Source organism: Kitasatospora sp. NPDC001309, assembly GCF_042896295.1.
Lineage (GTDB): Bacteria > Actinomycetota > Actinomycetes > Streptomycetales > Streptomycetaceae > Kitasatospora.
Genome location: NZ_JBIAXC010000018.1, coordinates 126,029 through 151,088 on the forward strand (window position 1 = coordinate 126,029; position 25,060 = coordinate 151,088).

Here is a 25,060-nt window from a genome sequence, read left to right on the forward strand (position 1 = left end):
CCACCGTGGTCCAGCCGGACGGAAGTCGGATCGGCCCCAACCCCAGCAGGACCGGGCCGGGCGACCGGAGCATCGAGGCGTTCATCGCCGGGATGCCCAAGGCGGAACTGCACGTCCACCACGTCGGCTCGGCCTCGCCGCGGATCGTCGCGGACCTGGCCTCCCGCTACGCCGGGCAGTCGAAGGTGCCGACGGACCCGGCGGCGCTCGCCGAGTACTTCACCTTCACCGACTTCGCGCACTTCATCGACGTCTACCTGAGCGTGGTGGACCTCGTCCGCGACGCCGAGGACGTCCGGGCGCTCACCTACGGCGTGGCCGAGGACATGGCCCGGCAGAACATCCGCTACGCCGAGCTGACCCTCACGCCGTACTCCTCGGTCAAGCGCGGCATCCCCGACGTGGCCTTCATGGAGGCGATCGAGGACGCCCGGCTGCGCGCCGAGAAGGACCTCGGCGTGGTGCTGCGCTGGTGCTTCGACATCCCGGGCGAGGCCGGCCTGGAGGCCGCCGAGATCACCGCCCGGCTGGCCACCGACCTGGCCCCCGAGGGCCTGGTCAGCTTCGGCCTGGGCGGCCCGGAGATCGGCGTGCCGCGGCCCCAGTTCAAGCCGTACTTCGACCGGGCCCGGGCGGCCGGGCTGCGCTCCGTCCCGCACGCCGGTGAGACCACCGGGCCGGAGACGGTCTGGGACGCCATCCGCGAGCTCGGCGCCGAGCGCATCGGGCACGGCACCCAGGCGGTGAAGGACCCGGCGCTGGTCGACCACCTGGGCGAGCACCGCATCCCGCTGGAGGTCTGCCCGACCTCCAACATCGCCACCCGGGCGGTGGAGCGGATCGAGGACCACCCGATCAAGCGGATGGTGGACGCCGGGCTGCTGGTCACCGTCAACAGCGACGACCCGCCGATGTTCGGCACCGACCTCAACACCGAGTACGCGGTGGCGGCGCGGCTGCTGGGGCTGGACGAGACCGGGGTGGCGGCGCTGGCCCGCAACGCGGTCGAGGCCTCCTTCCTGGAGCAGGCGGGCAAGGCGCGGCTGGCCGGCGAGATCGACTCCTACCTGGCGGGCTGGCAGCAGCAGCGCTGACGTTCCCGCAGGTCAACCGCCCCGTCGACGTCGTCGGCGGGGCGGTTCGCGTGGTGCCGCAGGTGCGGCGCCGGAGGTGGCGACGGACATGGTGCCGAGGGTGGCGCCGGGCGTGGCCGGAGGTGGCACCGGGTGTGGCGCCAAAGTGGTGCCAAAAACGCCTCGACATGGCACCACGGCTGTGCCATGCTCTAGCCATGGACCTCACGCCGTACGTCGAAAACCTCCGGAACGAGCTCGCGGTGGCCGCCGCCACCGGTGGGGACGAAGCGCGGGCGCTGGCCGACCGGCTGACGCTCCCGCTGGAGTCGGCCGTGCGGCTCACCCTGCTCAACGCCCTCTCCGCCGCCATGGGCGAAGTCACCCGTGACCTCGCCCCGGGCTCGGTGGACGTGCGACTGCGCGGCCTCGACCCCGAGTTCGTGGTGACGGCGCCGCCCGGTTCCGCCGGCTTCCACGGCGACGTGCCGCCCGCGATGCCGAGCGTGCTGTCGCCCGCGGCGTCGGGCGCGCTGCCGCCCGTGGCGCCACCGGTGGCGCCGCCCGTGGTGCCACCGATAGTGCCACCCGCGCTGCCGGTGCCCCCGTCCGTGACGCCGGAGTCGGACGACAGCGGTACCGCCCGGATCAACCTGCGCCTGCCCGCCCACCTCAAGGCCAGGGCGGAGGAGGCCGCCGGGCAGGAGGGCCTCTCGCTCAACGCCTGGCTGGTCCGGGCCGTCGCCGGAGCGGTCGACGGCGGTGCCCGGGCCGCCCGCCCGGCCGCCGAGCTCGGGTCCCGCGCCGTCCGCGGCGTCGGAGGCCAGGGCTTCACCGGCTGGGTCCACTAGCGCCCCGCAGCACCGCCGGTCCTGCCGGCCCCGCCAGACCCACCGCCCCTGCAACGTCACCCCCGCACCGACCAGCGGGAACACTCACACGAGTCAAGAGGACGGCACAGCCATGCCCACGTACGAGACCGACGGACAGATCTCCGTCTCCCTTGAGTTCGAGATCGGCTCGGTGTGGATCCGGGCCAGCAAGCGCACCGACACCGTCGTCGAGGTCCGGCCCACCAGCGCCGCCAGGGACGCGGACGTCAAGGCCGCCGAGCTGACCCAGGTCGACTTCTCCGGCGGCCGGCTCACCGTCAAGGGCCCCAAGCAGCGCACCGTGTTCTCCAGCAAGAAGGGCTCGATCGACCTCACCGTCGAGCTGCCCGCCGGCTCCGAGGTGCACGCCGACTCCCCGATGGCGGACTTCGTCACCGAGGGCCCGCTCGGCGACTGCCGGATCAAGACCTCCATGGGCCGGATCCAGCTCGACCGGGCCGCCGGCGCGCGGCTCAAGACCGACATCGGCGACATCCGGGTCGGCACCGTCACCGGGGACGCCGAGGTGACGGGCTCGGGCCGGATCGAGGTCGGCTCCGTCGGGGGCCGGCTGACGGTCAAGAACAGCCACGGCGACACCGAGATCGACGAGGTGCGCGGCGAGCTGGCGGCGAACGCCTCCAACGGCCGGATCCACATCGGCCTCGCCGAGGGGGACGTCGAGGCCAAGACCGCGAACGGCCACATCCGGGTCGGCCAGGTCGTCCGGGGCAAGGTCGGCCTCCAGGTCGGCGTCGGGGACATCGAGGTCGGCATCGCGGAGGGCACGGCGGCCTGGCTCGACGTGCACAGCAAGTTCGGTGCCGTCCGCAACGCCCTCGACACGGCCACCGGTCCGGGCGAGGCCCGGGAGACGGTCGAGGTCCGCGGCACCACCCAGATCGGCAGCATCCTCATCCGGAGGGCCTGATGGCGGCGACGACGGCGAACCCGGCGACGGCCCCGGTCGCGAGCACCGCGGCGATCTCGGTGACCGGCCTGACCAAGAACTACGGGGACAAGGCGGTGCTCAGGGGCGTCGACCTGTCCATCCCGGCGGGCAGCGTCTTCGCCCTGCTCGGGCCGAACGGCGCGGGCAAGACCACCACCGTGGAGATCCTCTCCACCCTGATCCCCGCCGACGGCGGCACGGTCCGGGTGGCCGGGCACGACGTGGCCCGCCAGGCCGACGGGGTGCGGAAGGCGATCGGGGTCACCGGCCAGTTCTCGGCGGTGGACAACCTCCTCACCGCCGAGGAGAACCTGATGCTGATGGCCGACCTCAACCACCTCCGCCGTCGGGAGGGGCGGAGGCGAGCCGAGGGACTGCTGCGGCGCTTCGAGCTCGACGAAGCCGCGCGCCGGCCGGTCGCCACCTTCTCCGGCGGCATGCGGCGCAAGCTCGACCTGGCGATGACCCTGGTCGGCGACCCCGAGGTGATCTTCCTGGACGAGCCCACCACCGGGCTGGACCCGCGCAGTCGGCGCACCATGTGGGAGATCATCCGGGGCCTGGTCGCCGACCACGGGGTGACGATCTTCCTCACCACCCAGTACCTGGACGAGGCCGACCAACTCGCCGACCGGATCGCCGTCCTGGACGACGGCCGGATCGTCGCCGAGGGCACGGCCGAGGAGTTGAAGCGGATCGTCCCCGGCGGGCGGATCCGGCTCCAGTTCTCGGACACCGACCGACTCGCCGCCGCCGCGGCGCTGTTCGACTACGCCACCGCCGACGCGGAGGCCCTGCGGCTGGACATCCCGGGGGACAACTCCGTGCTCACCGTGCGGGCGGTGCTGGACGCGCTCGACAACGCCTCCGTGCCGGCCGAGTCGCTGGTCGTGGAGACGGCCGACCTGGACGACGTCTTCCTGCAACTCACCGGAGAGGGTGCACGATGAGCACGGCGACGTACGTGGTCAGCGACTCGCTGACCATGCTGAGGCGCAACCTCAAGCGCGCGCAGCGGTACCCGGCGATGACCTTCTCCGTCGTGGTGATGCCGGTGATGATGCTGCTGCTCTTCAACTACGCCTTCGGAGGCGCGTTGGGGGCCGGCATCGGGGGCGGGAGCTACATCGACTACGTGACGCCGGGGATCGTCCTGATGACGGCGACGTCGGGGGCGGTCGCCACGGCGGTCGGCGTCTGCGTCGACATGACCGAGGGGATCGTCAACCGGTTCCGGACGATGGCGATCTCGCGCTCGGCGTTCCTGACCGGGCACGTGGTCGGGAGCGTGATCCAGACGGTGGTCGCGCTCGTGGTGGTGACCGGCGCGGCCTTCGCCATGGGGTTCCGGTCGAGCGCCGGGCCGCTGGAGTGGCTGGCGGCAGCGGGCCTGCTGCTGTTCGTGACCCTGACGCTGACCTGGATATCGGCGGGGATCGGGCTGGTCTCCAAGACGCCGGAGAGCGCGAGCAACACGCCGCTGCCGCTGACCTTCCTGCCCTTCATCGGCAGTGCGATCGTGCCGCCGGACTCGATGCCGACCGTGCTGCGGTGGTTCGCCGAGTACCAGCCCTTCACGCCGATCATCGAGACCCTGCGCGGTCTGCTGATGGGCACCGGCATCGGCAACAGCGGCTGGATCGCCCTCGCCTGGTGCACCGGGCTGACGCTGCTCGGCTACTTCTGGTCGCGGAGCGTCTTCTACCGGCGGTGACGGGGGTACGGCCGGTAGCCGTCGGACGGTCCGGGAGGCGGGGACACCCGCCACCCGGGCCGCCGTGGCGTTCCGGGCCCCGCTCCACCGCCGGGCCCCTGTAGTAGGGTCCGCGCCAAAGTTCGGCAAACCGGCGCAGGGGGGCGGGAGATGACCGTACGTCGCAGGCGGGCCGTCCAGGGGCTCCGGGTCGGCGCCCTGGCCGCGCTCCTGGCCTACGCGGCGGGCCGGTACGCCTCCCGCTCGGGGGGCCTGGTGGAGGTCGAGCGCCTGCTCGACCGTCCGGTGCCGCTGCTCGGTGCGGCCGTGGTGCTGCTCGTGGTCTCCGCGGTGCTCGGTGCCGGGTCCCGGGTCGGGGCGAGCAGCGGGGCCCGCGCCGGGTTCGTCCAGATCGCTGTCGCGGGGTTCGAAGCCCTCGGCGGCGAAGTCGCGCGGGGTGCCGATCTCCTCCAGGGTGACGAAGTCCTCCTCGCCGCCGACCCGGGCCGCCCGACGGTGACGCCCCGCTGACGGTGACCTGCCGGCGGCGCCCTGCTGACGGCGACCCCTGATCAACAACGGCCCCTTGTAGTAAAGTCCGCGCAAAGCTCGGCAAAAGACCGCCCGGGGGGACGGATGACGGCGAGGCGCCGCAAGCAGGTCGCGTGGGTGCTCAGAGGTCTGGCACTCGCGGCGTTGCTGGTGTACCTGCCGGGCTGGCACGCCTCCCGTTCGGGCGGGTTGGTGGTGGTCGAGCACTGGCTCAACCGGCCGGTCCTGCTGATCGGATCGGCGGTGGTGCTGATCGTGGTCTCGCTGGTGGTCGAGCTGGAGTTCCGCACCTGGTTCTCGCAGATCGGCTGCGCTGCCCTGCTGGCCCCGCTCGTCGTCGCCGGGGTGCCGGTGCTGTTCCTGTCCTACGTGTTCAGTGGTGACGGAGGCCGGGAGGACCGTTTCGTCAGCCCGAGCCGCCCGGACCGGATCCTGAGCGTCACCAACGTCTCCGGCTTCTCCATCGACCCGGTCTACCAGGTGGAGTTGGAGGCCGGCACCGGCTGGTCCACCCGCCACTGGAGCATCGGTACCTGGGACACCCGGGACGGCGAGTTCATCCGCGTCGACTGGTCCGGGCCGGACCGGATCACCGTCACCGGCCGCACCTCCCTCACCGTCTTCGAGGTCCTGCCCGACGGCAGTCTGGGCGAGCCCCGGGTGCTCCCCAAGCCGGCGCCGGTCGGAGCCGGATCCTGAACCCGAGGCCGATCAACCGCCCGCCTAGGCTGGCGTGGTGACGCAGGGGATCCGTGGGGGACGGGGAGTACGGCCGCGCTGGGTGGCGGCGGTGTGGGCGGCGGGGTTCGCCGAGGGGGCGGCGGTGCACGCGTACCAGGTCGGGAGCGGGGGGCTGCACGCCTACGCGTGGTGGCCGGTGCCGAGCCAGGTGCTGTTCCACGCGCTGCTGGTGCTCGACCCCTTGGCCGCCGTGCTGGTCGCCCGGGCGCGGCCGACGGGGGTGTGGCTCGGGGCGGGGGTCATGGCGGCCGACCTGACGGCCAACTGGTGGGCGAACTGGGACGACGTCCTGCGCCGTCCGCTCGCCTACCTCCAGGGCATGGTCGGGCTGCCGGCGATGACGCTGTTCGGGCTGTTCGTGTTCGTCACCGCTGCGCCGCTGCGCCAGGCGTTCCTCGGCACGGGCCCGGCTCTCCGTCGTCCGTAGGAGATCCGGGCCCGCGCCGAGGAGTTGCCGGGGGTCTGGCCGGTCGTCTGGCCGGTCGTCTGGCCGGGGGGTCTGGCCGGGTCCGTCACCAGACGGTGATGCCCATGGTGTCGGCCGCGCTGTGGATGGCGTTGTAGTGCGGGATCGACATGTCGGACTTCTTCTGGCCGGCCGGGAGGTTCTTGTCGGCGGCGCGGAACTCGTCGCGGGCGGCGGCGAGCAGGCTGGTGCCGTAGGAGACCGGGACGTCCTTGGTGCCGTGGGCCGGGTGGGACTTGGCGGCCGTCTGGCTGCCCGCCTGGGCGAGGGTGCTGCGGGCCTGGTTGTAGGCGGCGGCCTTGACCGTCTTCGGGTTGGCGAGCCGGGCCTGGGCGGTGCCGGCCGTCCGGGTCTGGTCGGCGGCCATGGCGACGGGTGCGACGGCGGCGGTGAGAGCGCCGGCGGCGACGACGGTGACGAGGGCGTTGCGGACGAGCCTGTTCATGTGGATTCCTTCCGGGAGAATTCCGAGAACTCCGAGGATTCGCCTCCGTTCCGGTCCCGGGGGATCGTCGGAGTGCGAACGTCTCCGCACTACCCCGGCGTCCGAGAGCGGAAAACCCGATTCCGTACGGTTCGTTCGGAAGTGATCGGATCAGGACGTTTTCTGGCTCCGGGGAACTCGTATCGTCAGACTGGGTGGGTGAATCCTGATCTCTACCCGGACGTGGCCGCAGCCGGGAGCCTCGCCGCCGCACTGGAATCGGCCGCCGCCGAACTGGCCGTGGACATCACCCTGGTGCCGGGGACCTGGGGCGACGCGGCCTCGGCGGGCATCGCGCCCCCGGCGGGCGCGGTGCCCTCGGGGCCCGCGCGCCGGCCGCTGCAGGTCCACCTGTCCGCCGCGAGGCGTAGCTTCGGCGTCTCCGGCCGGAGCCTGGGCGCCGAGCTGATCACGGGGTGGACGGCCGAACTCCGGGACGTCGTCCGGGCCGCCGTGGCCTGGGGGAGCGGCCGGAGCCTCGCGGAGCTGCGCGAGCGGTTCCCGTTCCTCTCCTCCTCGGAGCTCGCCGAGACCGATGAGCACGGGGTTGCCGCCGTGGTCGGGCTGCAATGGCGCTGGGTCAGGGAACGGGCCCTGAGGGAAGCGGAGTCCACGGAGTTCGGCCTGCTGGTCGCAGCGGCCGGTGCGGAGCCGAGGCTCCGGCAGTTGTCCCCGGCCGTCAGCCACGGGAGGCTGCTCCTCGCGGGCCGGACCGGCTTCCCGTCCGAACCGGTGATCGCGATCGTTCCCGCGGACGACGGCCGCTCGTACCAGGTGCGGCGGTTCCCGCACGGCGGCGTGGTCGCCGAGGCCGGGACGGCGGCGGAGGCCGTCGCGCTGGCCGTCGCCCACCTGCCGGCCGACCTCGGGCCGGCCGTGCTCGGCAGCGACGAGGACGCCTGACGGCCGCCGCTCGTCAGTCTTCTTCCTCGTACGGCGGGATGGACCAGCGCAGCACCGTGCCGCCGCCCGGGGCGGCTTCGAGGGTGACCGGGTAGACCTGGCCCCAGCCGCGTTCGCCGTGGTGCCGGACCGCGTGGTCGCCTTGGTCCCAGCCGATGCCGAGTACGGCGCAGCCGCCGACCTCGACCGCACCGACGCGCAGCGGGTGGTCCCAGCCGGCCCGCTCGGCCAGGTAGTGGTCGGTGTGCGGGTCGAGGCCGACGGCGACGCCGGTGCCGGGGAGGCCGCCGCGCCAGGTGGTGAGTTCGGCGGCGCGGGCGGTGGCCTCGGCGAGCGGGAGGTCGAGCCAGCCGTGCGGGCCGTCGACGCCGTGCCAGAAGATCCGTTCGCCGCCGAAGTGGGCGTGGGCGTCGTCCTCGTGGCGGCCCCAGTAGGTGACGTCGGCGAGGCCGTCGACGGATTCGCCGTCCAGTCCCGTCCACGCCTCCAGGGTGGTGGCGTCGCCGATCACCGTGCCGCAGCGGTCGACGGGCAGGTCGCCGAGCGGGATCGGGACGGCCGGGTCGGCGTCGGCGGGCCAGGGGAGGCCGAGTTCGATCTCCAGGGTGGCGATGCTCGGTTCCTCGTCGAACGGTGACGGCGAGGTGGTGGCCCGGACCCGCAGCGGCCGGTCGGCGGCGGCCCGGACGGCGAAGGCCTCGCAGTCCCCGTCCCGGAGGTGGGCGCCGCTCGCGGTGGCGGTCGCCGCGCGGGCACGTTCGCCGAGGGGCGCGCCGGTCTCCGGCCAGAAGTCGATCCAGCCGGCCATGCCGAGCACCAGCAGGCCGGACGGTGCGGTGACGGTTCCCAGGTCGGTGAAAGTTCCCAGGTCGGTGAAGGTTTCGGGCATGCGCCGATTGTGCCGCTCCGGTACGACATTCCCGAATCCCGGTCGGGCGCCGAGCCCGCGTGGTGGGTGGGCTCGCCGGGTGGGGCCGGTGCGGTGGCTACGTGTTGGACCAGGAGCGGGTGGAGAGCACCAGGAGGTAGCCGTCCGGGTCCTGGACGGTGACGCCCCAGGCGTCCCAGTACGGGTTGTGCGCGGGGACGCGCTTGCCGCCGTGCTGTTCGAGCCGCTCGATCAGTTCCTCGTCGACCGGCCGGCCGAGGTAGACGACCAGCAGGTCGTCGGCGGTCGGACGCGGTTCGACGGGGGCCGCGGGGTCGCGGACGAGTTCCAGGTGCCAGGCGGCGCCGGGCCAGCCGACCATGAGGAGCGAGTGCTCGTCGGGGGTGCCGTCGGTGGTGTGCCGGTACAGGACGTCCAGGCCGAGGCCGGCGGCCCAGAAGTGCTCGGCGGCGGCGAGGTCGCGGGAGGGGCGGGCGATGCGGACGTGGGCGGTGGCGTCGGCCGGCACGGTTCTGGCTCCTGGGCGGGTGGGGGAGGGGCGGGGACAGCAGCGAGCCTAGGGATCCCGGGGGCGGGTGCCATCGGGCGCCGGTCCTAGTCCGGCGGGTCCAGGTCCGGCCGGTCCTCAGTCCGAGTTGGGCCAGACCAGGACGCCGGGGCCGTCCGGGGTGAGCACGGGCACCCAGGCTTCGTCGGTCTCGGCCAACCGGTCCTCGTCGAGCCGCAGTTCGTGCGGTTCCTCGGCGTCCCCGTCGCAGGCCCAGTAGGTGATGCCGCGCAGGGCGTCCCGGAGCCGGTCGAGTTCGCCGTCGGACCAGGGGCGGTGCTGGGTTCCGGCACCGCGGAAGTCCCGCTCGAAGAGTGTTCGGAGTGCGGTGAGGCCGTCGGGGCCGGTCACCGGGACCAGGAAGCCCTGTAGTTCGCCTTGGTGGCAGGAGGTGCCGCCGTACTGCTGCTGGTAGTGGACTCCGGTGGGGGCGGCGACGACCACGTACAGCCAGCGGCCCGCTGTGCCGTCCGGGTCGAGGAACACGAATCGGTGTAAGTCCATGACAAGCAGTCTGCTCGACGGGCGGCGGGCGGTCGAGGGTGGATCGTCCGGATGATGAGAAACCGGAGGAACGTGCGGTAAGTGCCCAGGTGGTCGCGGGCCGGTCGGCGGCGGGCGGGCTCCGGTGACGCGAACGGCTCCGTGTGCCTGCGGCGGTTCGGGGCAATTCGATTCGCATGCGGACTCCACTTGGATCAACCGCCCTTGCGGGCCCTCGGGGCGGCTGATTGCCTCGCCGTCGTGACCGAACACCCGGTCGTGGGATTCCGTGGATACACCGCAGAGGGAGAGCTCCTTGTTCACCGTCAAGAAGGCCACCACCGTTGCTGTCGCCGCCCTGGTCGCCACGGGCGCGCTGGCCGGCGCCGCGCCTGCCTCGGCCAGTTCCGCCCGTCAGGGCTCGGAGAACGTCCGCTTCTTCAACGAGGACACGGGCGGCGCGCTGGACGCCAACAGCACCGGCGGCAGCGCCGTCTCATGGGCGCCCAACGGCACGGACTACCAGGCCTGGATCCTGCGCTTCGGCAGCCAGGGTGGTCTCCAGATCGAGAGCAAGGCGCGGGTCGGCCAGTGCCTCCAGGCGCCTGAGAACTTCGGCGACCCGATCGCCGTGGTGACGTGCAACAAGTACGTTCCGACCCAGTGGTGGGTGCTTCCCATGGTGGGTGACAAGCACGTGATCGCCCTGCAGCAGGATCCGGAGAAGGTCATCGAGTCCACCCCGACCGGCAACCCCGTGTTCCAGGGGTTCTACGACGGCAACCCGCGTCAGTTGTGGGATGCCAGCGCAGCCTGAGCCGCCGGCGGCAACGCGAACGGCCCGGCACCTGTGAGAGGTGCCGGGCCGTTCGACCGTGGAGCGCCAGGCCCGGATTGCACGGACTCTTCCTACTGAAAGTAGGACGTACTCTGGTAGTACCACTGACGCCTGACGAGGTTTCATGTCCCTCGCGACGAGATGAACATTAGCAGCTCAACGCCCATGGTCCGAATCGAGGAGTGGGCGGCAGTCGTTGCCCGGGAATGCGGACGGCCCGGCACCTGTGAGAGGTGCCGGGCCGTCCGACTGTGGAGCGCCAGGCCCGGATTGCACGGACTCTTCCTACTGAAAGTAGGACGTACTCTGGTAGTACCACTGACGCCTGACGAGGAACTGTGTTCCTTGCGACGAGAAGAACGTTAGCAGCTCAGAGTGCATGATCCAAAACGGGCCCGGGCGGTCCGGTTGGGTTGGGGGTCAGGCGTCGAACTCCCCGTTGCGGATGGCGGCGACGAGGTCGCGCCACTCAGCGGGGGTGAGCTGGGCGATGGCGTCGGGGAGCAGGCTGCTGCGGACGTAGACGGCGTCGGGGGTGACGGCTACCTCTGGGCAGGCGTTCGCATTGGCGCATGCGGCGGGCCGAATCCAGGAGCGGTTCTCCATGGGCTGTGTCTCCTCTGTGCGGGATCAGGCGTCGAACTCCCCGTCGCGGATGGCGGCGACGAGGTCGCGCCACTCGGTCGGGGTGAGTTGCGCGACGGCGTCCGGCAGGAGGCTGCTGCGGACGTAGACGGCGTCGGGGGTGACGGCCACCTCCGGGCAGCTTGAGCCGTCGGGGCAACCACCGGGGCGAGTCCAGGGGCGGTTCTCCATGGGCTGTGTCTCCTTTGCGCGGAATCAGGTGTCGAATTCCCCGTTGCGGATGGCGGCGACGAGGTCGCGCCACTCGGTGGGAGTGAGTTGCGCGACGGCGTCGGGGAGCAGACTGCTGCGGACGTAGACGGCGTCGGAGGCGACGGCTACCTCCGGGCAGTTGTTGCCATCGCCGCATGCGCTGGGCTTCTGCCAAACGAGTTCTTCCACCGGGGCCCCACAGGCTGTTCATGATGCTGGAGATCGCATCGCGGGAGACGGACGGATCGAGTTGAGTGGTCCGGGAGTTGGTCGGCGGGGCCGGCCGGTCGGGTCGGGGGTCAGGCGTCGAACTCTCCGTTGCGGATGGCGGCGACGAGGTCGCGCCACTCGGCTGGGGTGAGCTGGGCTATGGCGTCGGGGAGCAGGCTGCTGCGGACGTAGACGGCGTCGGGGGTGACGGCCACCTCTGGGCAGTTGCCCGCATTGGCGCATGCACTGGGGCGGATCCAGGAGTGCTTCTCCATCGGTTATATCTCCTTCTTGATCTTCGCGATCAGATCGCGAGAGCCCTCGACCGAAAGCGACCTGTCAGCCATCTGCTCAACCATCGAGCGGTATTCCTCCAGATGGTCGGGCATGTGGAGGAAGACCGGACCCTCCATCGAGTCGTAGCTGACGGTGTCGAGCCGAGGTACGGCCCCGTTCGCGTAGTAGATGGCTTGACCGGGCCCCTTGAAGCCTCCGGCAGCAAAGCTGACCACTCGTAGCGTGATGTGCGGTAGCTGGGACAACTCCAACATCCAGTCCAGCTGTTCCCGCGCCACATCGCGGCCACCGAACTGCATGCGCAGCGCGGCCTCATGGACGATCGCCGTGTAGGGATGCGTGCCTTTCGCCATCAACATCTCGGATCGCAGCATTCGTTGCTCGACCCGCGTCTCGACGATGCGTGGTGTCAGGCGGACTTGTGCGTCCTGGAAGATCGCACGGCTGTATCGCTCCGTTTGCATCGGGCCCGGCGGGTGGCAGATTTGGTACGAGTACATGCCCTTCGCGTGGTACTCAAATTCGCAGATGTCGAGAAAGCCTTGCGGAACGGATCCGCGATACTCCTCCCACCAACCCTTGCCCTTGTCGCCGGCCATGGTGGCGAGGGCCTCGATGTACTCGGTGTCGAGCTCTCCGTACTTGTGCGCAAGGGCGACCACTCGTTCGGGAGTGATCGAGTAGGCCCCCTGCTCGATGAGCGTGATCTTCGTGCGGTCCACGCCGAAGACCTTGGCCGCCTCTGTGGTGGTCGAACCGGCGGCATCGCGCATCTTCCTCAGCTCGATGCCAACCCGCTGTTTGCGTGCACTGGGGATAGGTGGCATGTGCTCAAGCATCTACCGGGGCGCTACAGCGAGTCCAGCCGCATTTAGGGGTACATGTACTGGAAGTGGTCGCACATGTACCGTCCAATGCCCTACAGTCTGTGATGCACCGATCACCGAACGGATCGTCAGTAACGCCGCTCGGGCTCCGAAGAACACCCATGTCCAGTGGGCTCGTTCACGGCGACGCATCCGTCGATCTCACCCGTTCCCCTCTGGGAGATCCCTGTGCGCAACCTCCTCAACTCCCCCTTCCCCTCCCTCGCGGTCTCCCGCGACGCCCTCCACGAGGCCCTGACCAGCCTCGACTGGCCCCCGGGCCTCATCTCCGACGCCCAGGTCGCCATGGTCGAACTGATCGTCAACTCCTGGCGCCACGCGAACACCCCCGCCCCGGCGGTCGTCATCCTCCTCCGCGGAAACACCCTCCGGGTCGGGGTCTCCGACCGCTCCTCCGCCCTCCCCGAGCAGCGCCCCTTCGACCCCTGCTCCGAGTCCGGCCGGGGCCTCCGGATCGTCGAGGGCCTCACCCACCGCTGGGGTGTCGACCCCCGGAAGCTGGGCAAGACCACCTGGTTCGAGTTGGACGGTGTCGCGTGAGCGCCCACCACCCGATCCACCCCGCCGACCCGGCCCTGCTCCACCTCACCGGCCGCCAGCTCACCGAACTCCTCGTCGAACTCCGTACGGAGGGCCGCGAGTTCGGCCTCCTCTGGCCCTCCGTCCACCCGGGCGAGAGCAACCTGGCCGGTCGTCGGCTCGTGAACTTCGGCAACGTTCCGGCGAGCACCCTGATCAACCTCCTCGCGCTCCTCCGCGAGTACAAGCGCAGCCGTGACGGCGGCCCCCGCCGATGCTCGGGCTCCTGATCATCAACCTCCTGGCCGCCCTCGTCGGCGCGCTCTGCGAAACCCGCTCCACCTGCTTTTGGCGCAAACCGACCGACGTCCGACCCCCGTCCGGTGGCGCCCGCCCTCAGTAGCCGATTCCGGCCCGTACGTAGGAAGTCGGCCCGGTCGACTTCCTACGCACACCCCCGCCCGCCCCGGCCTCGCGCGCAAGATCCGTAAACACTCCTGCGACCGAAGTGGCGCATCGACATCCTTGCTGCACAAGGGACTTGACGTCTCATCATGTCGTTGAAAGAGTCTGCGACCGCGCGAACTCCAGTGCGATCAATGCGAGTTCGAAAGCACCTTCATCGACACGGGGAGACTTCTCATGTTCACCAAGAAGATTGCCGTCGCGGCCGTGGCCGTGGCCGCCGCGGGTGTCCTCGGCACCGCGACGTCCGCCTCCGCGACCGGCGCCACGCTGTACGACACGAAGACCGTGGTCATCAACGACACCGGCAACCTGGGTTCGATCTGTACGTCCCGGACCCTCAACCTGGCGGCCGGCTCCTACGGTTGGGGCTTCGTCGACATGGCCCCGATGGTGAGCAGTACCGTCAAGCTCGCCGCCGGCACCTACGTCTGGACCGACTGCCTGACCCAGGGCATGGACTACTACTTCCTGGACTCGAAGATCCAGCTCAAGAACAGCTCCGCGGCCCCCGCCGTGCTGGATGCGACGCGCTGGCTGAACGTCGGTTCCTACACCTTCGGCAGCTTCCTCAAGCCGAACTTCTAGGGCCTGGGCCCGGGGTGCCCCGCCCTCCACCGCGGAGGGCGGGGCACCCGTGGTTCCGGGCCGACCCCTCCCTATCGGCCCTGGAGGTAGGTCGGGGTGGCCGTCGGGGTCACGGGGGAGCCGCCCGGCGCCGTGGGCGTCCCCGTCGGAATCGAGGAGCCGCCCGGAGCGACCGGGGTCCCGGTCGGGGTTCCCGTCGGGGCCCCCGTCGAAGTCCCGGGCTTGCCGAGCGGCGTGGGGGTCGCCGTCGGGGTGGACGTCGGCGTCCCCGTCGGGGCGGGCGTGGGGGTGGCGGTCGGGGTGGACGCCGGGGCCGTGGTGGCGTGGTCCTGGGCGAAGGCGGCGGGCAGCCCCACGCCGACCCCCGCGATCAGCAGCAGGGAACCGCCGGCCATGAGGGCCCCCTTGGTGCGGCGGCGGGACCGCACGCCGGCCTGGAGGCGCTCGCGGTGCCGGGTCTCGAAGGGGGTGTTCTCCTGGGTGTCGCGCATCATGCGTGCCAGCTCCTGTTCGAAATCATCCATGGGTTCCTCCGTCACCTCACCGGCTCGCCGACCTCGGTCAGAGCCTCCCGCAGTTTCGCCACCCCGCGCGATGCCAGGGAGCGGGCGGTGCCCACCGGGCAGCCCATCACCTCGGCGACCTGCCCCTCGGGCAGGTCCTGGTAGTAGCGCAGGACGACCGCGGCCCGCTGGCGGGCCGACAGGAGGGCCAACGCGGCCTCCAGGCGGGTGCGTTCCTCCACGACGGCGGCCAGGTCCTGGCTGCCGGCCGTCTCGGGCAGCTCCTCGGTGGGGCGTTCGCCCCACCAGCGCCGACGGGCCGAGCGGGCCGCCGCGCGCACCAGGACCTGGCGCAGGTACGCCTCGGGGGCCTGGGCGGCGACCTTCGGCCAGGCGGACCACAACTTGAGCAGCCCCTCCTGGAGCAGGTCCTCGGCCCGGTGCCGGTCTCCGCCGGTGAGCAGGCGCGCGAGGTGGAACAGCGCGGACCAGCGGGCCGCGACGAACTCATCGAAACCATCCGCTCGCGCATGCCTCATCCAGCACCGCCTTTCCGATCTCCGAACGCCTGTACCTGTGGAAAGGCACTGGCCCCCGGCCCGCTATGCACCCCCTCCCTGTGAACTGGATCACTCGCGCGCCCGGTCCGGCGCGGTCCGGCGCGGCTCAGCGCTGTTCAGCCCGGTCCGGCGCGGTTCAGCGGTAGGCGGCGAGGAACGCCCGGACGCCGGCTTCGGCGTAGCGCTCGAGCTCGGCGTCCGTGTGCTGCGGGCTGCCGTGGAACATCGCCTTGTTCACCGGGATCCAGAGCAGCAGCCCCGAGAAGTGGTTCGCCGCGAGCAGCGCGTCGTCCACCGTGAGCACGCCTTGGTCGGCGAGTCGTCGGAAGGTGTCGGCGAGGGTGGCGAGCACCCGCTCGAAGCCCTGCTCGTACCAGGTGGCGCCCAGCTCCGGGAAGTTGTCGGCGTTGGCGATGATCAGCCGGCGCAGCTGGAGCACCTGCGGCCGGGTCAGGGTGGTGAGGAACTGCCGGGCGAGGGTGCCCAGGTTCTCCTCCAGGGCGGCCGGGTCGGCCGGGATGTCGGACACCAGGTCGATCATGGCCTCGATCCGGCCGGTCGTGGCGAGCACGATCTCGGCGAACAGCTTCTCCTTGTCGGCGAAGTGCTTGTACACCGTCTGCTTCGACACGGCCGCGAGCTTGGCGATGTCGTCCATGCTCGTGCCCGCGTAGCCCTTGGCCATGAAGACCGTGGTCGCGGCTTCCATGATCGCCTGGTGCTTGCGGGCCGACCGGTTGCCGGGCTCGTTCGCTTCCAATCTCGTCTCCCTCCCCTTCTCGGCTTCTCGTTCTGGACGGAACAGTACTGGACAGTCCAGTTCCTCTCCCAGTACCGTACCGTCCAGTTCCGTAGTACTGGACAGTCCAGTTCTGGCGGCCTCGCGTCCTTGGGGGGACTTCCATGGCTCAGCAGGCGATCGACACCGCTTCCACCTCTGCCACCACGTTCACCGGCCGACGCGCCCTGCTGGTCGGCGGCGCCCTGGCCGGCCCGCTGTTCCTCGGCCTCGGAGTGGCCCAGGGCCTCACCCGCCAGGGCTTCGACTTCTCCCGCAACGCCATCAGCCAGCTCGGCCTCGGCGACCTCGGCTGGATCCAGGTCGCGAGCTTCCTGCTCACCGGCCTGCTCCTGGCCGCCGGCGCCGTCGGCCTCCACCGCACCATCGGCGGTACCCCCGGCGGTACTTGGGCCCCGAGGCTGATCGCCGCCTTCGGGGCCTCCTTCCTCCTCGCCGGGGTCTTCAAGGCCGACCCCGGCGCGGGCTTCCCGGCCGGAACGCCGGACGGCCCCGGTGAGCTGAGCGGCCACGGCACCGTCCACCTGCTCAGCGGCACCCTCGGCTACCTGGCGCTCTGCCTCGCCTTCCTCGCCCTGGCCCGGCACTTCGCCGCGCGCGGCGAGCGCGGCTGGGCCCTCGCCCTCCACATCGTCCCGGTCGGCGTCCTGGCCGGTTTCGCGGGCTCCGGCGCCACCGTCATCGCCTTCACCCTCGGCGCAGGCCTCGGCCTCCTCGCCCTCACCGCGGCGATCCTGCGGGCCGGCGCCCTTGTCGGTGCCGACCGCTAGCGTCGGAGCAGTGACGTCACCTCAGAACAGCTACGTTCAACCCGAGTAGAGAACAGGACACCCACGCGATGACCACCCCCGTCAAAGGCCCCGCCAGCTACTTCCCCGCGATCGAGAAGAAGTACGGCCGCCCGGTCGAGGAGTGGCAGGGCCTGATCCGCAGCTCGCCGCTCACCAAGCACATGGAGCTCGTCGCCTGGCTCAAGGGTGAGCACGGCCTCGGCCACGCCAACGCGCTCGTCGCCCACACCCTCGCCGAGCGCACGGCCGGCTGACCGGGTCGTTGCCTGCCGCCCGCTGCCTGCTGTCGTGTGACGTGGGGCGAGGTGGGTGCGGCTTCCGGGGATTCCCTTCGTCCGTGCACTACCTTTCGTGCTGCACTGCCACGCTCCGTGACCATTCGGCGTTCGGAGTTGTTCGGCATCCGCACCGACCCGTCGCGCGGAAGGCTCGCCGTGACCACCCAACTCCCGGCCACCATCGACGAAGTGATCTCCCGCATGGAGCAGATCGACCGCGAACTCGACCCGCACGACGGCGTCGCCTGCTTCAACCGGGTGTACCTGAAAGTCACCAAGCTGGTGAAGCAGCACGTCACCGAGGGCACCTTCAAGGACGGCGCCTTCCTGGAGCGGATGGACGTCATCTTCGCCGGGCACTACCTCCAGAACGTCGAGGCCGCCAAGGCCGGACGCCAGGTCGAGGGTTCCTGGCAGCCGCTGTTCGACGTGCGCGGCAACCGGGTCATCTGGCCGATCCAGTTCGCGCTGGCCGGGATGAACGCCCACATCAACCACGACCTCGCCCTCGCCGTCGTCGAGACCTGCCAGGAGCGCGGCACCGCGCCTGAGAACCCGCCGGTGCACGAGGACTTCGAGAAGGTCAACGACCTGCTCGCGAGCGTGGAGGCCGAGATCCGGGCCGAGTTCGAGTTGCAGCTCGTCAAGGTCGCCACCGCGCCCGCCGAGCAGCTCAAGCACGCGGTCAGCGCGTTCAGCATGTCCACCGCCCGCGAGGTCGCCTGGTTCAACGCCACCCAGCTGTGGAACGCGCGCAACAACCCGATGAAGTACCAGATCGTGCTCACCGGCATGGTCGGCTCGGTGAACGCCACCAGCAGGGTGATCCTCGTCCCGGTCATCCCGCCGCCGGCCGCCTGACGGGAGTGGTCGCTGCCCGCGGTCGCCGGGCGGTCCTCGGGGCGGAGGTGGAAAGGGGGTTGCGCGGAGGCGCCGCACCGCTGACGATCATGCGATGAGCACAGTGATCAGACGGGTACGGGCCGAGGAGTGGGAGCGGGTCAAGGAGCTCCGCCTCGCCGCGCTGCAGGACCCGGTCGCGGGCATCGCCTTCCTGGACACCTACGAGAACGCCGCCGCCAAGCCGGACGAGTTCTGGCAGGAGCGCACCGCCGGAGCCGCCGAGGGCGACGCGGTGCACCAGCTCGTCGCCGAGGCCGCGGACGGCCGCTGGCTCGGCAGCATGACCGTCCTGGTCGAGCGGCCCGGCGGGGACGGCGCCCTCGGCGGCGACGTCGTCAGCGTCCCGCAGACCCACGTCGTCGGGGTCTACGTCCGCCCCGAGGCGCGCGGCACCGGCCTGGCACACGAGTTGATCCGGGCCGCCCAGGACTGCTCCTGGGCGCTCACCGAGCCCCGGGTCCAGCGGGTCCGGCTGTTCGTCCACGAGGACAACGCCCGTGCCAAGGCGATGTACCTGCGGGCCGGCTTCCGCCGCTCCGGGGTCTCCGTGCCGGTGCCGGGGGACGCGACGCACCGGGAGATCGAGCTGGCGGTCGAGCGGGGCTGAGGTTCGCTGTCCGTCTGTCCGTCTGTCCGCCTGGCTGCTTCCCCGCCTGGCTGCCGCCCGCCGCCCGCCGTCAGCGGAAGTCGTCCGCGTGCTCCCGGACCCAGGAGCGGAAGCTGCGGGCCGGGCGGCCGAGCACCTGCTCGACCGTGTCCGTCACCCGTTCCGGTTCGCGGGTGAACGACTCCCAGGCCCGCAGCCGGGACTCCACGAAGGCCGCGTTGCCCCAGGCCGCCGTCAGCTGCTCGCGGGCCACCTCCGGCGCCAGCTCCTCCCAGCGGACCTCGGTGCCGAGCTCCTCGCCGATGATCCCCACCAGCGCGGCGTGGGCGAGCGACTCGGGGCCGGTGACCAGGTACTTCCTGCCGTCGTGCCCGTCCTCGGTGAGCGCCCGGACGGCCACGTCCGCGATGTCGCGTTCGTGGACCAGCGAGCGGCGCGCCCGCCCGTACGGCCAGCGGACCACGCCGGTGCGGACCTGGTCGGCCCAGCCGAGCGCGTTGCCCGCGAAGTCGATCGCGCGGACGAAGGTCCAGGCCGTGCCGGAGTGGCGGATCAGCCGCTCGATCTCCTGGTGGAAGATCACGGCCGGTTCGTCGTCCGTGAGGTCCGGTACGTCCGTCGAGAGGTAGACGACGCGCTCGGCGTGCTCGGCGATCAGCTCGACCACCCGCGGCTGCACCGGGATCCCGGGCCACATCAGGTAGACGGCGTCCACCCCGCCGTGCACCCCGCCGTCCAGCGCGGCCGTCAGGCTCTCCGGCTCCGCCAGGTCGCCCTCGACGACCTCCACCCCGCCGTCCAGCGCGGCCGTGGCCCGGTTCCGCACCAACGCCCGTACCCCGTGCCCGCCTTCGACCAGTGAGGCCACCACGTGCCTGCCCACACTGCCGTTCGCGCCGATCACCAGAACCTTGGTCATGCCGGGCCCAACTGCCCGACCGGACCGGCCTATTCCCCTCGCGCGGCCCCGGACCACGAGCCGTCCGCTGCGGGGGAGTGGGTGATGACGACCCGGGTCTGTCAACACCGCTCCCCGGCCTCGACGCACCTGTGCGGCCCGACCATCGCACCGCCCGACCATCGCATCGCCCGACCGGTTGGCTTTCCGTGCGGGTTGCAGCGGTACGTCCGGCTGGACGGGCTGGACGGGCTGGACGCGATCTGGATCTCGCACCTGCACGCCGACCACCGCGCCGACCTACTCACCGCCTGCCACGGCGCGTTGTCCGCGGACGTGCGGCTCGCCGCGCCGATCCCGCTCCACGGTCCGCCCGGCATGCCGGCCTTCGCGCTCCGGGCGGACGCCGGCGGCCGTTCGATGGTCTACTCCGGCGACACCGCGCCCCGCGCCGCGCTCACCGGACTGGCCGCCGACGGCGACCTGTTGCTGTGCGAGGCGGAGGCGGTGGCCCGCGCCGCGTCCCGGTTCGCCGGCCCGGTCGGGCACGCCGATCCGGGAGCGGTGCTCACGGTCTGACGGGCCCGGCCGGATCGACCTGCCTGGTCGGTGCGAACGGTCAACCGCCCACCCGCACGACGTACTTGCCGGTGGCCCGCCGCTCCTGCATCGCGTCGTGGGCGGCCGGTACGGCCTCCAGGTCCGCGAGCTCCGTGAGCGGCACGGTGAGGCCGCGGTGCGCCTGGAGGTCGAGGGTGGTGCGGATGGCCCGGGCGAGGCGTTCGGGTGCGGTGGCGGCGTAGCTGCGGTGGCTGAACCCGGTGACGGAGAGGTTGCCGCCCATCAGCCGGCCGAGCGGCGGCAGGTCGCCGAGTTCGCCGCCGCCCGCGTTGCCGAACAGGACGATCCGGCCGCCCGGCGCGGTGACGGCGAGGTCGAGGTCCAGGGCGGCGGTGCCGAGCGGGTCGAGTACGAGGTCGACGCCCCGGCCGTCGGTGGCGGTGCGGACGGCGTCGGCGAGCTTCTCGTCGCGGGCGAAGGCGTGGTGGTAGCCGAGTTCGACGGCGGCTGCGGCCTTCTCCGGGCGGCCGACCGTGCCGATCAGGACGCCCCCGCCGCCGAGCAGCGGGACGAGCTGGGCGACGGCGCTGCCGATCCCGCCGCCGGCCGAGTGGACCAGGACGTTGTCCCCGTCGGTGAGCCGGCCCGCGTCGGTGAGCAGCAGGACGGCGGTGGCGAGGCCGAGCGGGGCGGCGGCGGCCGCGCTGAGCGCCAGCCCGTCCGGGACGGGGAGGGTCAGGACGGCGTCGGCGAGCACCACCTCGGCGAGTCCGCCGCCGACGGGTGCGGCCGCGACCCGGTCGCCGACGGCGAGCCCGGTGACGCCTTCGCCGAGCGCCCGGACCGTACCGGCGACCTCCTTGCCCGGCAGGTACGGCCACTCGGCGGTGTAGCCGCCGTCGCCGCGGCGGGCCATCACGTCCACGAAGTTCAGTCCGGCCCAGGCGACGTCGATCGCGACCTGGCCGGGGCCGGGTCGCGGTGCCTCGATCTGCTGGATCTCGGAGTTCTCGGCTCCACCGGGTGCGGTCATCACCAGTGCGCGCATGTCGGTCCCCCTCGACTACGATGTTCGACGAACGACGAAATTGCCGTGGCACAGTGGTACCACCGCGTTTCGGCGTTTGTCGAACATCGCAGATCAGAGGAGGTAGGAAGATGCCGCGCAGCACCCGCCGCCGGCCGGCGCTCGTCCACCCCGCGGTCGAGGAGATCGACCTGTACGACGTCCTCCACGCGCTCTCCGACCCCACCCGGATGACCATCGTCCGGGTTCTGCGCGCCGAACCCGAACGGGCCTGCGGCACCTTCCCGGTGGACGTCGCGCCCTCCACGCTCAGCCACCACTTCAAGGTGCTGCGCGAATCCGGTGTGATCAGCCAGCGCGAGGAGGCCAACCGCCGGTTCTCCGCACTGCGGACGGTCGACCTCGAACGGCGCTTCCCCGGGCTGCTGGACACCGTCCTGGCCGCGCTCGCCCGCAATGAGCCCGGAGAAGAGCTCGGAGAGCAGCCCGGAGAAGAGCTCGGAGATGAGCCCGGTGCCGAACCGGCCTGGCACGGTTAGGAGTCAGGCGGCGGCCGCGCGGTGCCGACGGTGGTACGAGACGGTGACCGCCGCCAGCAGCGGGCCCCAGGCGACCGCGGGCAGGTAGAGGAAGCCGACCAGCAGGTGCCCCCGCGGCGTCATGTCCGGGTGCGACACCGTCCACCAGGCGAGGAACGGCGTCCAGAGCGCCGTCAGCCCGGCCGCACCCAGCGAGGCCGCCAGGACGACCCGGCGCGGGTTCACCGGCCGCCCGCCGAGGAGCGGGACCCAGCGCGGCGGCACCGTGCCCCACGGCCGGACCAGGCCCAGGGTGAGCAGCGCCAGCGCCTCGGTGAGCACGCTCAGGGTGAGCGGCCAGACCGCGTTCCAGCCGGTGAAACCCACCGCGTGGTAGCCCGCGTCGGTGTACCCGCCGTGCCATCCGAGGGTCAGCCCGAGCCGCCACAGCCCGGCCGGCAGCGCGGTCACCGCGGCCGCGTGGGCGGCCCGGACCGCCCAGCGCGGCGGGGCGGGAACGGCCGCGGCGGCAGGAGCGGTGGAGTCGGGAGCGGCAGTGGTGCGGGGGGCGGTGGTCGGCTGCGGCGTCGTCATGGCCCCACCCTCCGGTGCGGGCCGGTGGTGCCGCGTCCGCTCGGCGGCGGGCTTGCGCCGGACCCCTCCCCCAGCTGGGGGAGGGGCGTCTCAGCCCTGCCGCAGCCCTACCGCAGCCCCGCCGCGGTCGCCGGTGGGTGGCCTCAGCGCAGCCGCGACGACGACAGGATCGACGCGAGGTGCGCCACCACCATCCCCCAGGTGATCACCGTGATCCCGGCGAGCGTCCACCGGGTGGCGTCCAGGTTGTGCAGTCCGGCGTCCACGGCGGCGGCCGCCAGCAGCACCAGCGAGGCCTCGATGCCGTTCGTCACCCGGTGGATCTTGAAGATCGAGGCGAGCCGACGGGCCGTCGCGATGCCCTGGGAACGCGGCTGGGTGGACTCCTCGTCCGCCGGCGCCTGCCCGCTGCGCGCCCGGGCCACGTCCACCAGGTCCGTCGAGGCTTTGAGCAGGACGACGCCCAGCGCGGCCGCCAGGCCCGCCGACACCCACAGCTCCGAGCCGCCGCGCGCCGCCCGTACACCCGCGCCGATCATCAGCGCGGCGTCCGCCAGGTAGGCGCCCAGCCGGTCCACGTACACCCCGGCCATGCTGAACTGGCGCTTCCAGCGCGCCACTTCGCCGTCCACGCAGTCGAACAGCAGGAACAGCTGGAACAGCACCGCCGCGAGCACCGCGCCGGTCAGGCCCGGGATCAGCAGGGCCGCGCCGCCGCCGACCCCGCACACCACCATCACCCAGGTCAGGGTGTTCGGCGAGACCGAGGTGCGCACCAGCTGACGGGTGGTCCGCAGCGAGAGCGCCCGCATGTAGAGCCGGCCCGCCCAGTGCTCACCGTTGCGGCTCTGCAACTTGGCCTGCGGCTGGCACACCTCGCGCAGCTCGGCGAGCGCCGGAGCAGCCACCATGACGACATCCCTCCACCTGTCCCGAAACGATCACCACAGGCTACGGCCTCCGGAGGGGGCGCCTGACCAGCCGGTACGCCCCCGGCGTCCGGGAAAACCGGTGGGCCGCCCGAACACCCCCGGGCTAGGCTTCGCGGGTTCACCGGAACCGGAGCCCCCGGGCCCGATCGCCCGTCCCCGCAAGCCCGTTGACGCCGTTCCGCGCGACGCCGCCCGGCGTGACGCGGTCCGGTGCGCGGCGCTCCGGCGCGGGGCGGAGCGGACGCGCCCCGAGGGCGGAACGAGGAGAGTCCAGCACCATGGTGACCACGGACACCGCCCCGCAGAGCCCCGAGCCGCAGGGTCCTGCCCCGCAGAGCCCCGACCTGGCCCGGCTCCTGGCCGGACACCGGCCGCAGGGCCCGGTCGAGACCGCCGACCACGCCAGGGCGACCGCCCTGGTCGCCGCCTCCGCCGCTGCTGCTGCCGCCGCCGCCGCCTCCGACGACACCGACGCTGCCGATGCCGCCGACGCAGCCGATGCCGCCGACGTCTGGGACCGCGGCACCCCGCTGCACTTCACCGCCTCCGCGCTGATCGTCCACCCGCCCACCCGCCGGGTGCTGCTGCGCTGGCACGTCCGCCAGCAGGCCTGGCTCCAGGTCGGCGGCCACGGCGACCCGGGGGAGACCCTCCCGCTGGACATCGCCCTGCGCGAGGGCCTGGAGGAGACCGGCCTCACCGACCTCACCCCCTGGCCCGACGCCACCCTCGTCCACCTCGCCGTGGTGCCCGTCCCGGCCTCACCCGTCGAACCCGCCCACGAGCACGCCGACCTGCGCTTCCTGCTCGCCACCGACCGCCCGGACGACGCCCGCCCGGAGAACCCGGCCTCCCCGCTGGAGTGGCTGAGCATCGAGGAGGCCCGGCAGCGGACCACCGAGGAGAACTTCCGCGAGACCCTCGACCGCGCCGCCCGCCTGCTCGGCTGAACCACGCCGCCCTCACCCAAGGACCCCACCCCTGATGCACACCGACCAGATCCTCATCTTCGACGCCGACGACACCCTCTGGGAGAACAACGTCCTCTTCGAGCGCGTCATCGACGGCTTCCTGGACTGGGCCGCCGCCCCGGAGGGCCGCGACGGCGCCCGGGCCCTGTTCGACCGGATCGAGGCCGCCAACGTGGCCGCCCTCGGCTACGGCGCCACCGTCTTCCGGCAGAGCCTCGCCGACTGCCTGCGGCAGCTGAACGGCGACCGCACCCCCACCGCGGCCGAGCTCGCCCGGATCGACGAGCTGCTCACCCCGCTCACCCGGCGCGGCGAGGTCGAACTGATCGCCGGCGTCGCCGACACCCTCGCCACCCTGGCCGGCCGCCACCGGCTCCTCCTGCTCACCAAGGGCGACCAGGAGGAGCAGCAGGCCAAGGTGACGGCCTCCACGATCGACCACCACTTCGGCGGGATCCACATCGTGGCCGAGAAGTCCGTCGACACCTACCGGCAGCTCACCGCCGAGCTCGGCCTCGACCCGGACCGCACCTGGATGATCGGCAACTCGCCCAAGTCCGACATCGCCCCCGCCCGCCGGGCCGGCCTGCGCACCGTCTTCATCCCGCACGAGCACACCTGGGTGCTGGAGCACGAGGACCTCGGCCCGGACGAGGCGACGCTGCAGCTCGCGACCTTCCCTGAGCTGCTGCGCCACTTCTGAGCGAACGCGCCGGCTCCAGACCTGGGGTCCGTCTTCAAACTCCCGTCTGCGGGCCGACGCCGGGGCACGCGCCTCGCCGCGTTGTCGTCGGTCGCCAATGCGCTGCATTGGGCTCCCTC

General features: G+C 72.0%; 37 protein-coding genes. 21 read left to right on the forward strand and 16 right to left on the reverse strand.

Annotation, left to right across the window (positions count from 1 at the left end; genetic code table 11):
• The first annotated feature begins 29 nt into the window (after nucleotides 1-29).
• From ACFY2K_RS19940 to ACFY2K_RS19975, 8 genes are all read left to right on the forward strand, one after another.
• The gene (locus ACFY2K_RS19940) at nucleotides 30-1,094 is read left to right on the forward strand and encodes an adenosine deaminase (RefSeq protein WP_380522580.1); all 1,065 of its coding nucleotides are present in this window, start codon (nucleotides 30-32) and stop codon (nucleotides 1,092-1,094) included.
• Nucleotides 1,095-1,291: 197 nt separating this feature from the next.
• Nucleotides 1,292-1,924, forward strand: coding sequence for a toxin-antitoxin system HicB family antitoxin (locus ACFY2K_RS19945; protein ID WP_380593149.1), 633 nt, complete (start codon nucleotides 1,292-1,294; stop codon nucleotides 1,922-1,924).
• Between the two features lie 112 nt (nucleotides 1,925-2,036).
• Nucleotides 2,037-2,876 (forward strand): DUF4097 domain-containing protein, encoded by an 840-nt coding sequence (locus ACFY2K_RS19950; protein WP_375883159.1) that lies wholly within the window; start codon nucleotides 2,037-2,039, stop codon nucleotides 2,874-2,876.
• Nucleotides 2,876-3,847: an ATP-binding cassette domain-containing protein gene (locus ACFY2K_RS19955; protein WP_380593148.1), complete on the forward strand. Its 972-nt coding sequence runs from the start codon at nucleotides 2,876-2,878 to the stop codon at nucleotides 3,845-3,847. Before ACFY2K_RS19950 ends, ACFY2K_RS19955 begins: the two co-directional genes overlap by 1 nt.
• Nucleotides 3,844-4,611, forward strand: a complete 768-nt coding sequence (locus ACFY2K_RS19960) for an ABC transporter permease (RefSeq protein WP_375883164.1) — start codon at nucleotides 3,844-3,846, stop codon at nucleotides 4,609-4,611. The genes ACFY2K_RS19955 and ACFY2K_RS19960 overlap by 4 nt, the downstream gene beginning before the upstream one ends.
• 150 nt (nucleotides 4,612-4,761) lie before the next feature.
• Nucleotides 4,762-5,121, forward strand: coding sequence for a hypothetical protein (locus tag ACFY2K_RS19965; RefSeq protein ID WP_387712855.1), 360 nt, complete (start codon nucleotides 4,762-4,764; stop codon nucleotides 5,119-5,121).
• A 105-nt stretch (nucleotides 5,122-5,226) separates the two neighbouring features.
• On the forward strand, nucleotides 5,227-5,841 hold the full coding sequence (locus ACFY2K_RS19970) for a hypothetical protein (RefSeq protein ID WP_380522547.1): 615 nt from the start codon (nucleotides 5,227-5,229) through the stop codon (nucleotides 5,839-5,841).
• A gap of 37 nt (nucleotides 5,842-5,878) precedes the next feature.
• Nucleotides 5,879-6,310, forward strand: coding sequence for a hypothetical protein (locus ACFY2K_RS19975; protein WP_387712858.1), 432 nt, complete (start codon nucleotides 5,879-5,881; stop codon nucleotides 6,308-6,310).
• An 85-nt stretch (nucleotides 6,311-6,395) separates the two neighbouring features.
• On the opposite strand, the gene ACFY2K_RS19980 is transcribed toward ACFY2K_RS19975, so the two are convergent.
• A complete protein-coding gene (locus ACFY2K_RS19980; protein WP_375883174.1) occupies nucleotides 6,396-6,794 on the reverse strand; it encodes a hypothetical protein in 399 nt (132 codons plus the stop codon).
• 198 nt (nucleotides 6,795-6,992) lie between these two features.
• Here ACFY2K_RS19980 and ACFY2K_RS19985 point away from each other — a divergent pair, with 198 nt between their 5' ends.
• The gene (locus ACFY2K_RS19985; RefSeq protein ID WP_387712861.1) at nucleotides 6,993-7,736 is read left to right on the forward strand and encodes a DUF6193 family natural product biosynthesis protein; all 744 of its coding nucleotides are present in this window, start codon (nucleotides 6,993-6,995) and stop codon (nucleotides 7,734-7,736) included.
• A gap of 13 nt (nucleotides 7,737-7,749) precedes the next feature.
• Here ACFY2K_RS19985 and ACFY2K_RS19990 read toward each other — a convergent pair whose 3' ends face one another.
• From ACFY2K_RS19990 to ACFY2K_RS20000, 3 genes are all read right to left on the reverse strand, one after another.
• Nucleotides 7,750-8,625 (reverse strand): hypothetical protein, encoded by an 876-nt coding sequence (locus tag ACFY2K_RS19990; RefSeq protein WP_387712864.1) that lies wholly within the window; start codon nucleotides 8,623-8,625, stop codon nucleotides 7,750-7,752.
• A 97-nt stretch (nucleotides 8,626-8,722) separates the two neighbouring features.
• Nucleotides 8,723-9,133 (reverse strand): VOC family protein, encoded by a 411-nt coding sequence (locus ACFY2K_RS19995; protein ID WP_387712867.1) that lies wholly within the window; start codon nucleotides 9,131-9,133, stop codon nucleotides 8,723-8,725.
• Between the two features lie 117 nt (nucleotides 9,134-9,250).
• On the reverse strand, nucleotides 9,251-9,676 hold the full coding sequence (locus ACFY2K_RS20000; RefSeq protein ID WP_380522552.1) for a DUF6210 family protein: 426 nt from the start codon (nucleotides 9,674-9,676) through the stop codon (nucleotides 9,251-9,253).
• 295 nt (nucleotides 9,677-9,971) lie between these two features.
• Here ACFY2K_RS20000 and ACFY2K_RS20005 point away from each other — a divergent pair, with 295 nt between their 5' ends.
• Nucleotides 9,972-10,472, forward strand: coding sequence for a hypothetical protein (locus tag ACFY2K_RS20005; RefSeq protein ID WP_387712870.1), 501 nt, complete (start codon nucleotides 9,972-9,974; stop codon nucleotides 10,470-10,472).
• A gap of 441 nt (nucleotides 10,473-10,913) precedes the next feature.
• Here the strand turns inward: ACFY2K_RS20005 and ACFY2K_RS20010 are convergent, their stop codons facing one another.
• From ACFY2K_RS20010 to ACFY2K_RS20030, 5 genes are all read right to left on the reverse strand, one after another.
• Entirely contained in the window at nucleotides 10,914-11,099 is a 186-nt protein-coding gene (locus ACFY2K_RS20010; RefSeq protein WP_380522554.1) for a DUF397 domain-containing protein, read from the reverse strand.
• Nucleotides 11,100-11,123: 24 nt separating this feature from the next.
• Complete coding sequence (locus ACFY2K_RS20015; protein WP_375883195.1) at nucleotides 11,124-11,309, reverse strand: DUF397 domain-containing protein; 186 nt, start codon at nucleotides 11,307-11,309, stop codon at nucleotides 11,124-11,126.
• Nucleotides 11,310-11,333: 24 nt separating this feature from the next.
• Nucleotides 11,334-11,519 carry a DUF397 domain-containing protein gene (locus ACFY2K_RS20020; protein WP_380522555.1) on the reverse strand — a complete coding sequence of 62 codons (186 nt, stop codon included), beginning with the start codon at nucleotides 11,517-11,519 and terminating at the stop codon, nucleotides 11,334-11,336.
• 110 nt (nucleotides 11,520-11,629) lie between these two features.
• Entirely contained in the window at nucleotides 11,630-11,815 is a 186-nt protein-coding gene (locus ACFY2K_RS20025) for a DUF397 domain-containing protein (protein ID WP_375883200.1), read from the reverse strand.
• A gap of 3 nt (nucleotides 11,816-11,818) precedes the next feature.
• The gene (locus ACFY2K_RS20030) at nucleotides 11,819-12,676 is read right to left on the reverse strand and encodes a Scr1 family TA system antitoxin-like transcriptional regulator (protein ID WP_387712875.1); all 858 of its coding nucleotides are present in this window, start codon (nucleotides 12,674-12,676) and stop codon (nucleotides 11,819-11,821) included.
• A 216-nt stretch (nucleotides 12,677-12,892) separates the two neighbouring features.
• Here ACFY2K_RS20030 and ACFY2K_RS20035 point away from each other — a divergent pair, with 216 nt between their 5' ends.
• The 3 genes from ACFY2K_RS20035 (at nucleotide 12,893) to ACFY2K_RS20045 (ending at nucleotide 14,296) form a co-directional block, all read left to right on the forward strand.
• Entirely contained in the window at nucleotides 12,893-13,264 is a 372-nt protein-coding gene (locus ACFY2K_RS20035) for an ATP-binding protein (RefSeq protein ID WP_387712878.1), read from the forward strand.
• Nucleotides 13,261-13,533, forward strand: coding sequence for a hypothetical protein (locus tag ACFY2K_RS20040; protein WP_380643505.1), 273 nt, complete (start codon nucleotides 13,261-13,263; stop codon nucleotides 13,531-13,533). The genes ACFY2K_RS20035 and ACFY2K_RS20040 overlap by 4 nt, the downstream gene beginning before the upstream one ends.
• Before the next feature lie 352 nt (nucleotides 13,534-13,885).
• Nucleotides 13,886-14,296: a hypothetical protein gene (locus ACFY2K_RS20045; protein WP_375883211.1), complete on the forward strand. Its 411-nt coding sequence runs from the start codon at nucleotides 13,886-13,888 to the stop codon at nucleotides 14,294-14,296.
• 71 nt (nucleotides 14,297-14,367) lie between these two features.
• Here ACFY2K_RS20045 and ACFY2K_RS20050 read toward each other — a convergent pair whose 3' ends face one another.
• From ACFY2K_RS20050 to ACFY2K_RS20060, 3 genes are all read right to left on the reverse strand, one after another.
• Nucleotides 14,368-14,820: a cellulase gene (locus ACFY2K_RS20050; protein WP_387712882.1), complete on the reverse strand. Its 453-nt coding sequence runs from the start codon at nucleotides 14,818-14,820 to the stop codon at nucleotides 14,368-14,370.
• An 11-nt stretch (nucleotides 14,821-14,831) separates the two neighbouring features.
• On the reverse strand, nucleotides 14,832-15,338 hold the full coding sequence (locus ACFY2K_RS20055; protein WP_380522561.1) for a SigE family RNA polymerase sigma factor: 507 nt from the start codon (nucleotides 15,336-15,338) through the stop codon (nucleotides 14,832-14,834).
• 157 nt (nucleotides 15,339-15,495) lie between these two features.
• A complete protein-coding gene (locus ACFY2K_RS20060; RefSeq protein WP_380522562.1) occupies nucleotides 15,496-16,119 on the reverse strand; it encodes a TetR/AcrR family transcriptional regulator in 624 nt (207 codons plus the stop codon).
• A gap of 143 nt (nucleotides 16,120-16,262) precedes the next feature.
• Here ACFY2K_RS20060 and ACFY2K_RS20065 point away from each other — a divergent pair, with 143 nt between their 5' ends.
• From ACFY2K_RS20065 to ACFY2K_RS20080, 4 genes are all read left to right on the forward strand, one after another.
• On the forward strand, nucleotides 16,263-16,928 hold the full coding sequence (locus tag ACFY2K_RS20065; protein WP_387712886.1) for a DUF998 domain-containing protein: 666 nt from the start codon (nucleotides 16,263-16,265) through the stop codon (nucleotides 16,926-16,928).
• A 68-nt stretch (nucleotides 16,929-16,996) separates the two neighbouring features.
• Complete coding sequence (locus ACFY2K_RS20070; protein WP_387712889.1) at nucleotides 16,997-17,203, forward strand: DUF4287 domain-containing protein; 207 nt, start codon at nucleotides 16,997-16,999, stop codon at nucleotides 17,201-17,203.
• A 117-nt stretch (nucleotides 17,204-17,320) separates the two neighbouring features.
• Nucleotides 17,321-18,088, forward strand: a complete 768-nt coding sequence (locus ACFY2K_RS20075) for a DUF5995 family protein (RefSeq protein WP_387712892.1) — start codon at nucleotides 17,321-17,323, stop codon at nucleotides 18,086-18,088.
• A gap of 94 nt (nucleotides 18,089-18,182) precedes the next feature.
• On the forward strand, nucleotides 18,183-18,737 hold the full coding sequence (locus ACFY2K_RS20080; protein ID WP_380522565.1) for a GNAT family N-acetyltransferase: 555 nt from the start codon (nucleotides 18,183-18,185) through the stop codon (nucleotides 18,735-18,737).
• A gap of 70 nt (nucleotides 18,738-18,807) precedes the next feature.
• Here the strand turns inward: ACFY2K_RS20080 and ACFY2K_RS20085 are convergent, their stop codons facing one another.
• Nucleotides 18,808-19,656 carry an NAD(P)H-binding protein gene (locus tag ACFY2K_RS20085; protein ID WP_387712894.1) on the reverse strand — a complete coding sequence of 283 codons (849 nt, stop codon included), beginning with the start codon at nucleotides 19,654-19,656 and terminating at the stop codon, nucleotides 18,808-18,810.
• A 195-nt stretch (nucleotides 19,657-19,851) separates the two neighbouring features.
• Here ACFY2K_RS20085 and ACFY2K_RS20090 point away from each other — a divergent pair, with 195 nt between their 5' ends.
• Nucleotides 19,852-20,214 (forward strand): hypothetical protein, encoded by a 363-nt coding sequence (locus tag ACFY2K_RS20090; RefSeq protein ID WP_380593135.1) that lies wholly within the window; start codon nucleotides 19,852-19,854, stop codon nucleotides 20,212-20,214.
• 40 nt (nucleotides 20,215-20,254) lie between these two features.
• Here ACFY2K_RS20090 and ACFY2K_RS20095 read toward each other — a convergent pair whose 3' ends face one another.
• Nucleotides 20,255-21,244: a zinc-binding alcohol dehydrogenase family protein gene (locus ACFY2K_RS20095; protein WP_380593134.1), complete on the reverse strand. Its 990-nt coding sequence runs from the start codon at nucleotides 21,242-21,244 to the stop codon at nucleotides 20,255-20,257.
• A 110-nt stretch (nucleotides 21,245-21,354) separates the two neighbouring features.
• Between ACFY2K_RS20095 and ACFY2K_RS20100 the strand changes: the two genes are divergently transcribed.
• Entirely contained in the window at nucleotides 21,355-21,762 is a 408-nt protein-coding gene (locus ACFY2K_RS20100) for an ArsR/SmtB family transcription factor (protein WP_380593133.1), read from the forward strand.
• Between the two features lie 3 nt (nucleotides 21,763-21,765).
• Here ACFY2K_RS20100 and ACFY2K_RS20105 read toward each other — a convergent pair whose 3' ends face one another.
• Nucleotides 21,766-22,335, reverse strand: coding sequence for a hypothetical protein (locus tag ACFY2K_RS20105; protein WP_387712899.1), 570 nt, complete (start codon nucleotides 22,333-22,335; stop codon nucleotides 21,766-21,768).
• 143 nt (nucleotides 22,336-22,478) lie between these two features.
• Nucleotides 22,479-23,246, reverse strand: coding sequence for a CDP-alcohol phosphatidyltransferase family protein (locus ACFY2K_RS20110; RefSeq protein WP_375883244.1), 768 nt, complete (start codon nucleotides 23,244-23,246; stop codon nucleotides 22,479-22,481).
• A 299-nt stretch (nucleotides 23,247-23,545) separates the two neighbouring features.
• On the opposite strand from ACFY2K_RS20110, the gene ACFY2K_RS20115 reads away from it, so the two are divergent.
• Nucleotides 23,546-24,217, forward strand: a complete 672-nt coding sequence (locus ACFY2K_RS20115; RefSeq protein WP_380593130.1) for an NUDIX hydrolase — start codon at nucleotides 23,546-23,548, stop codon at nucleotides 24,215-24,217.
• 34 nt (nucleotides 24,218-24,251) lie between these two features.
• Nucleotides 24,252-24,941 carry an HAD family hydrolase gene (locus ACFY2K_RS20120; RefSeq protein WP_375883249.1) on the forward strand — a complete coding sequence of 230 codons (690 nt, stop codon included), beginning with the start codon at nucleotides 24,252-24,254 and terminating at the stop codon, nucleotides 24,939-24,941.
• Nucleotides 24,942-25,060: the final 119 nt, after the last annotated feature.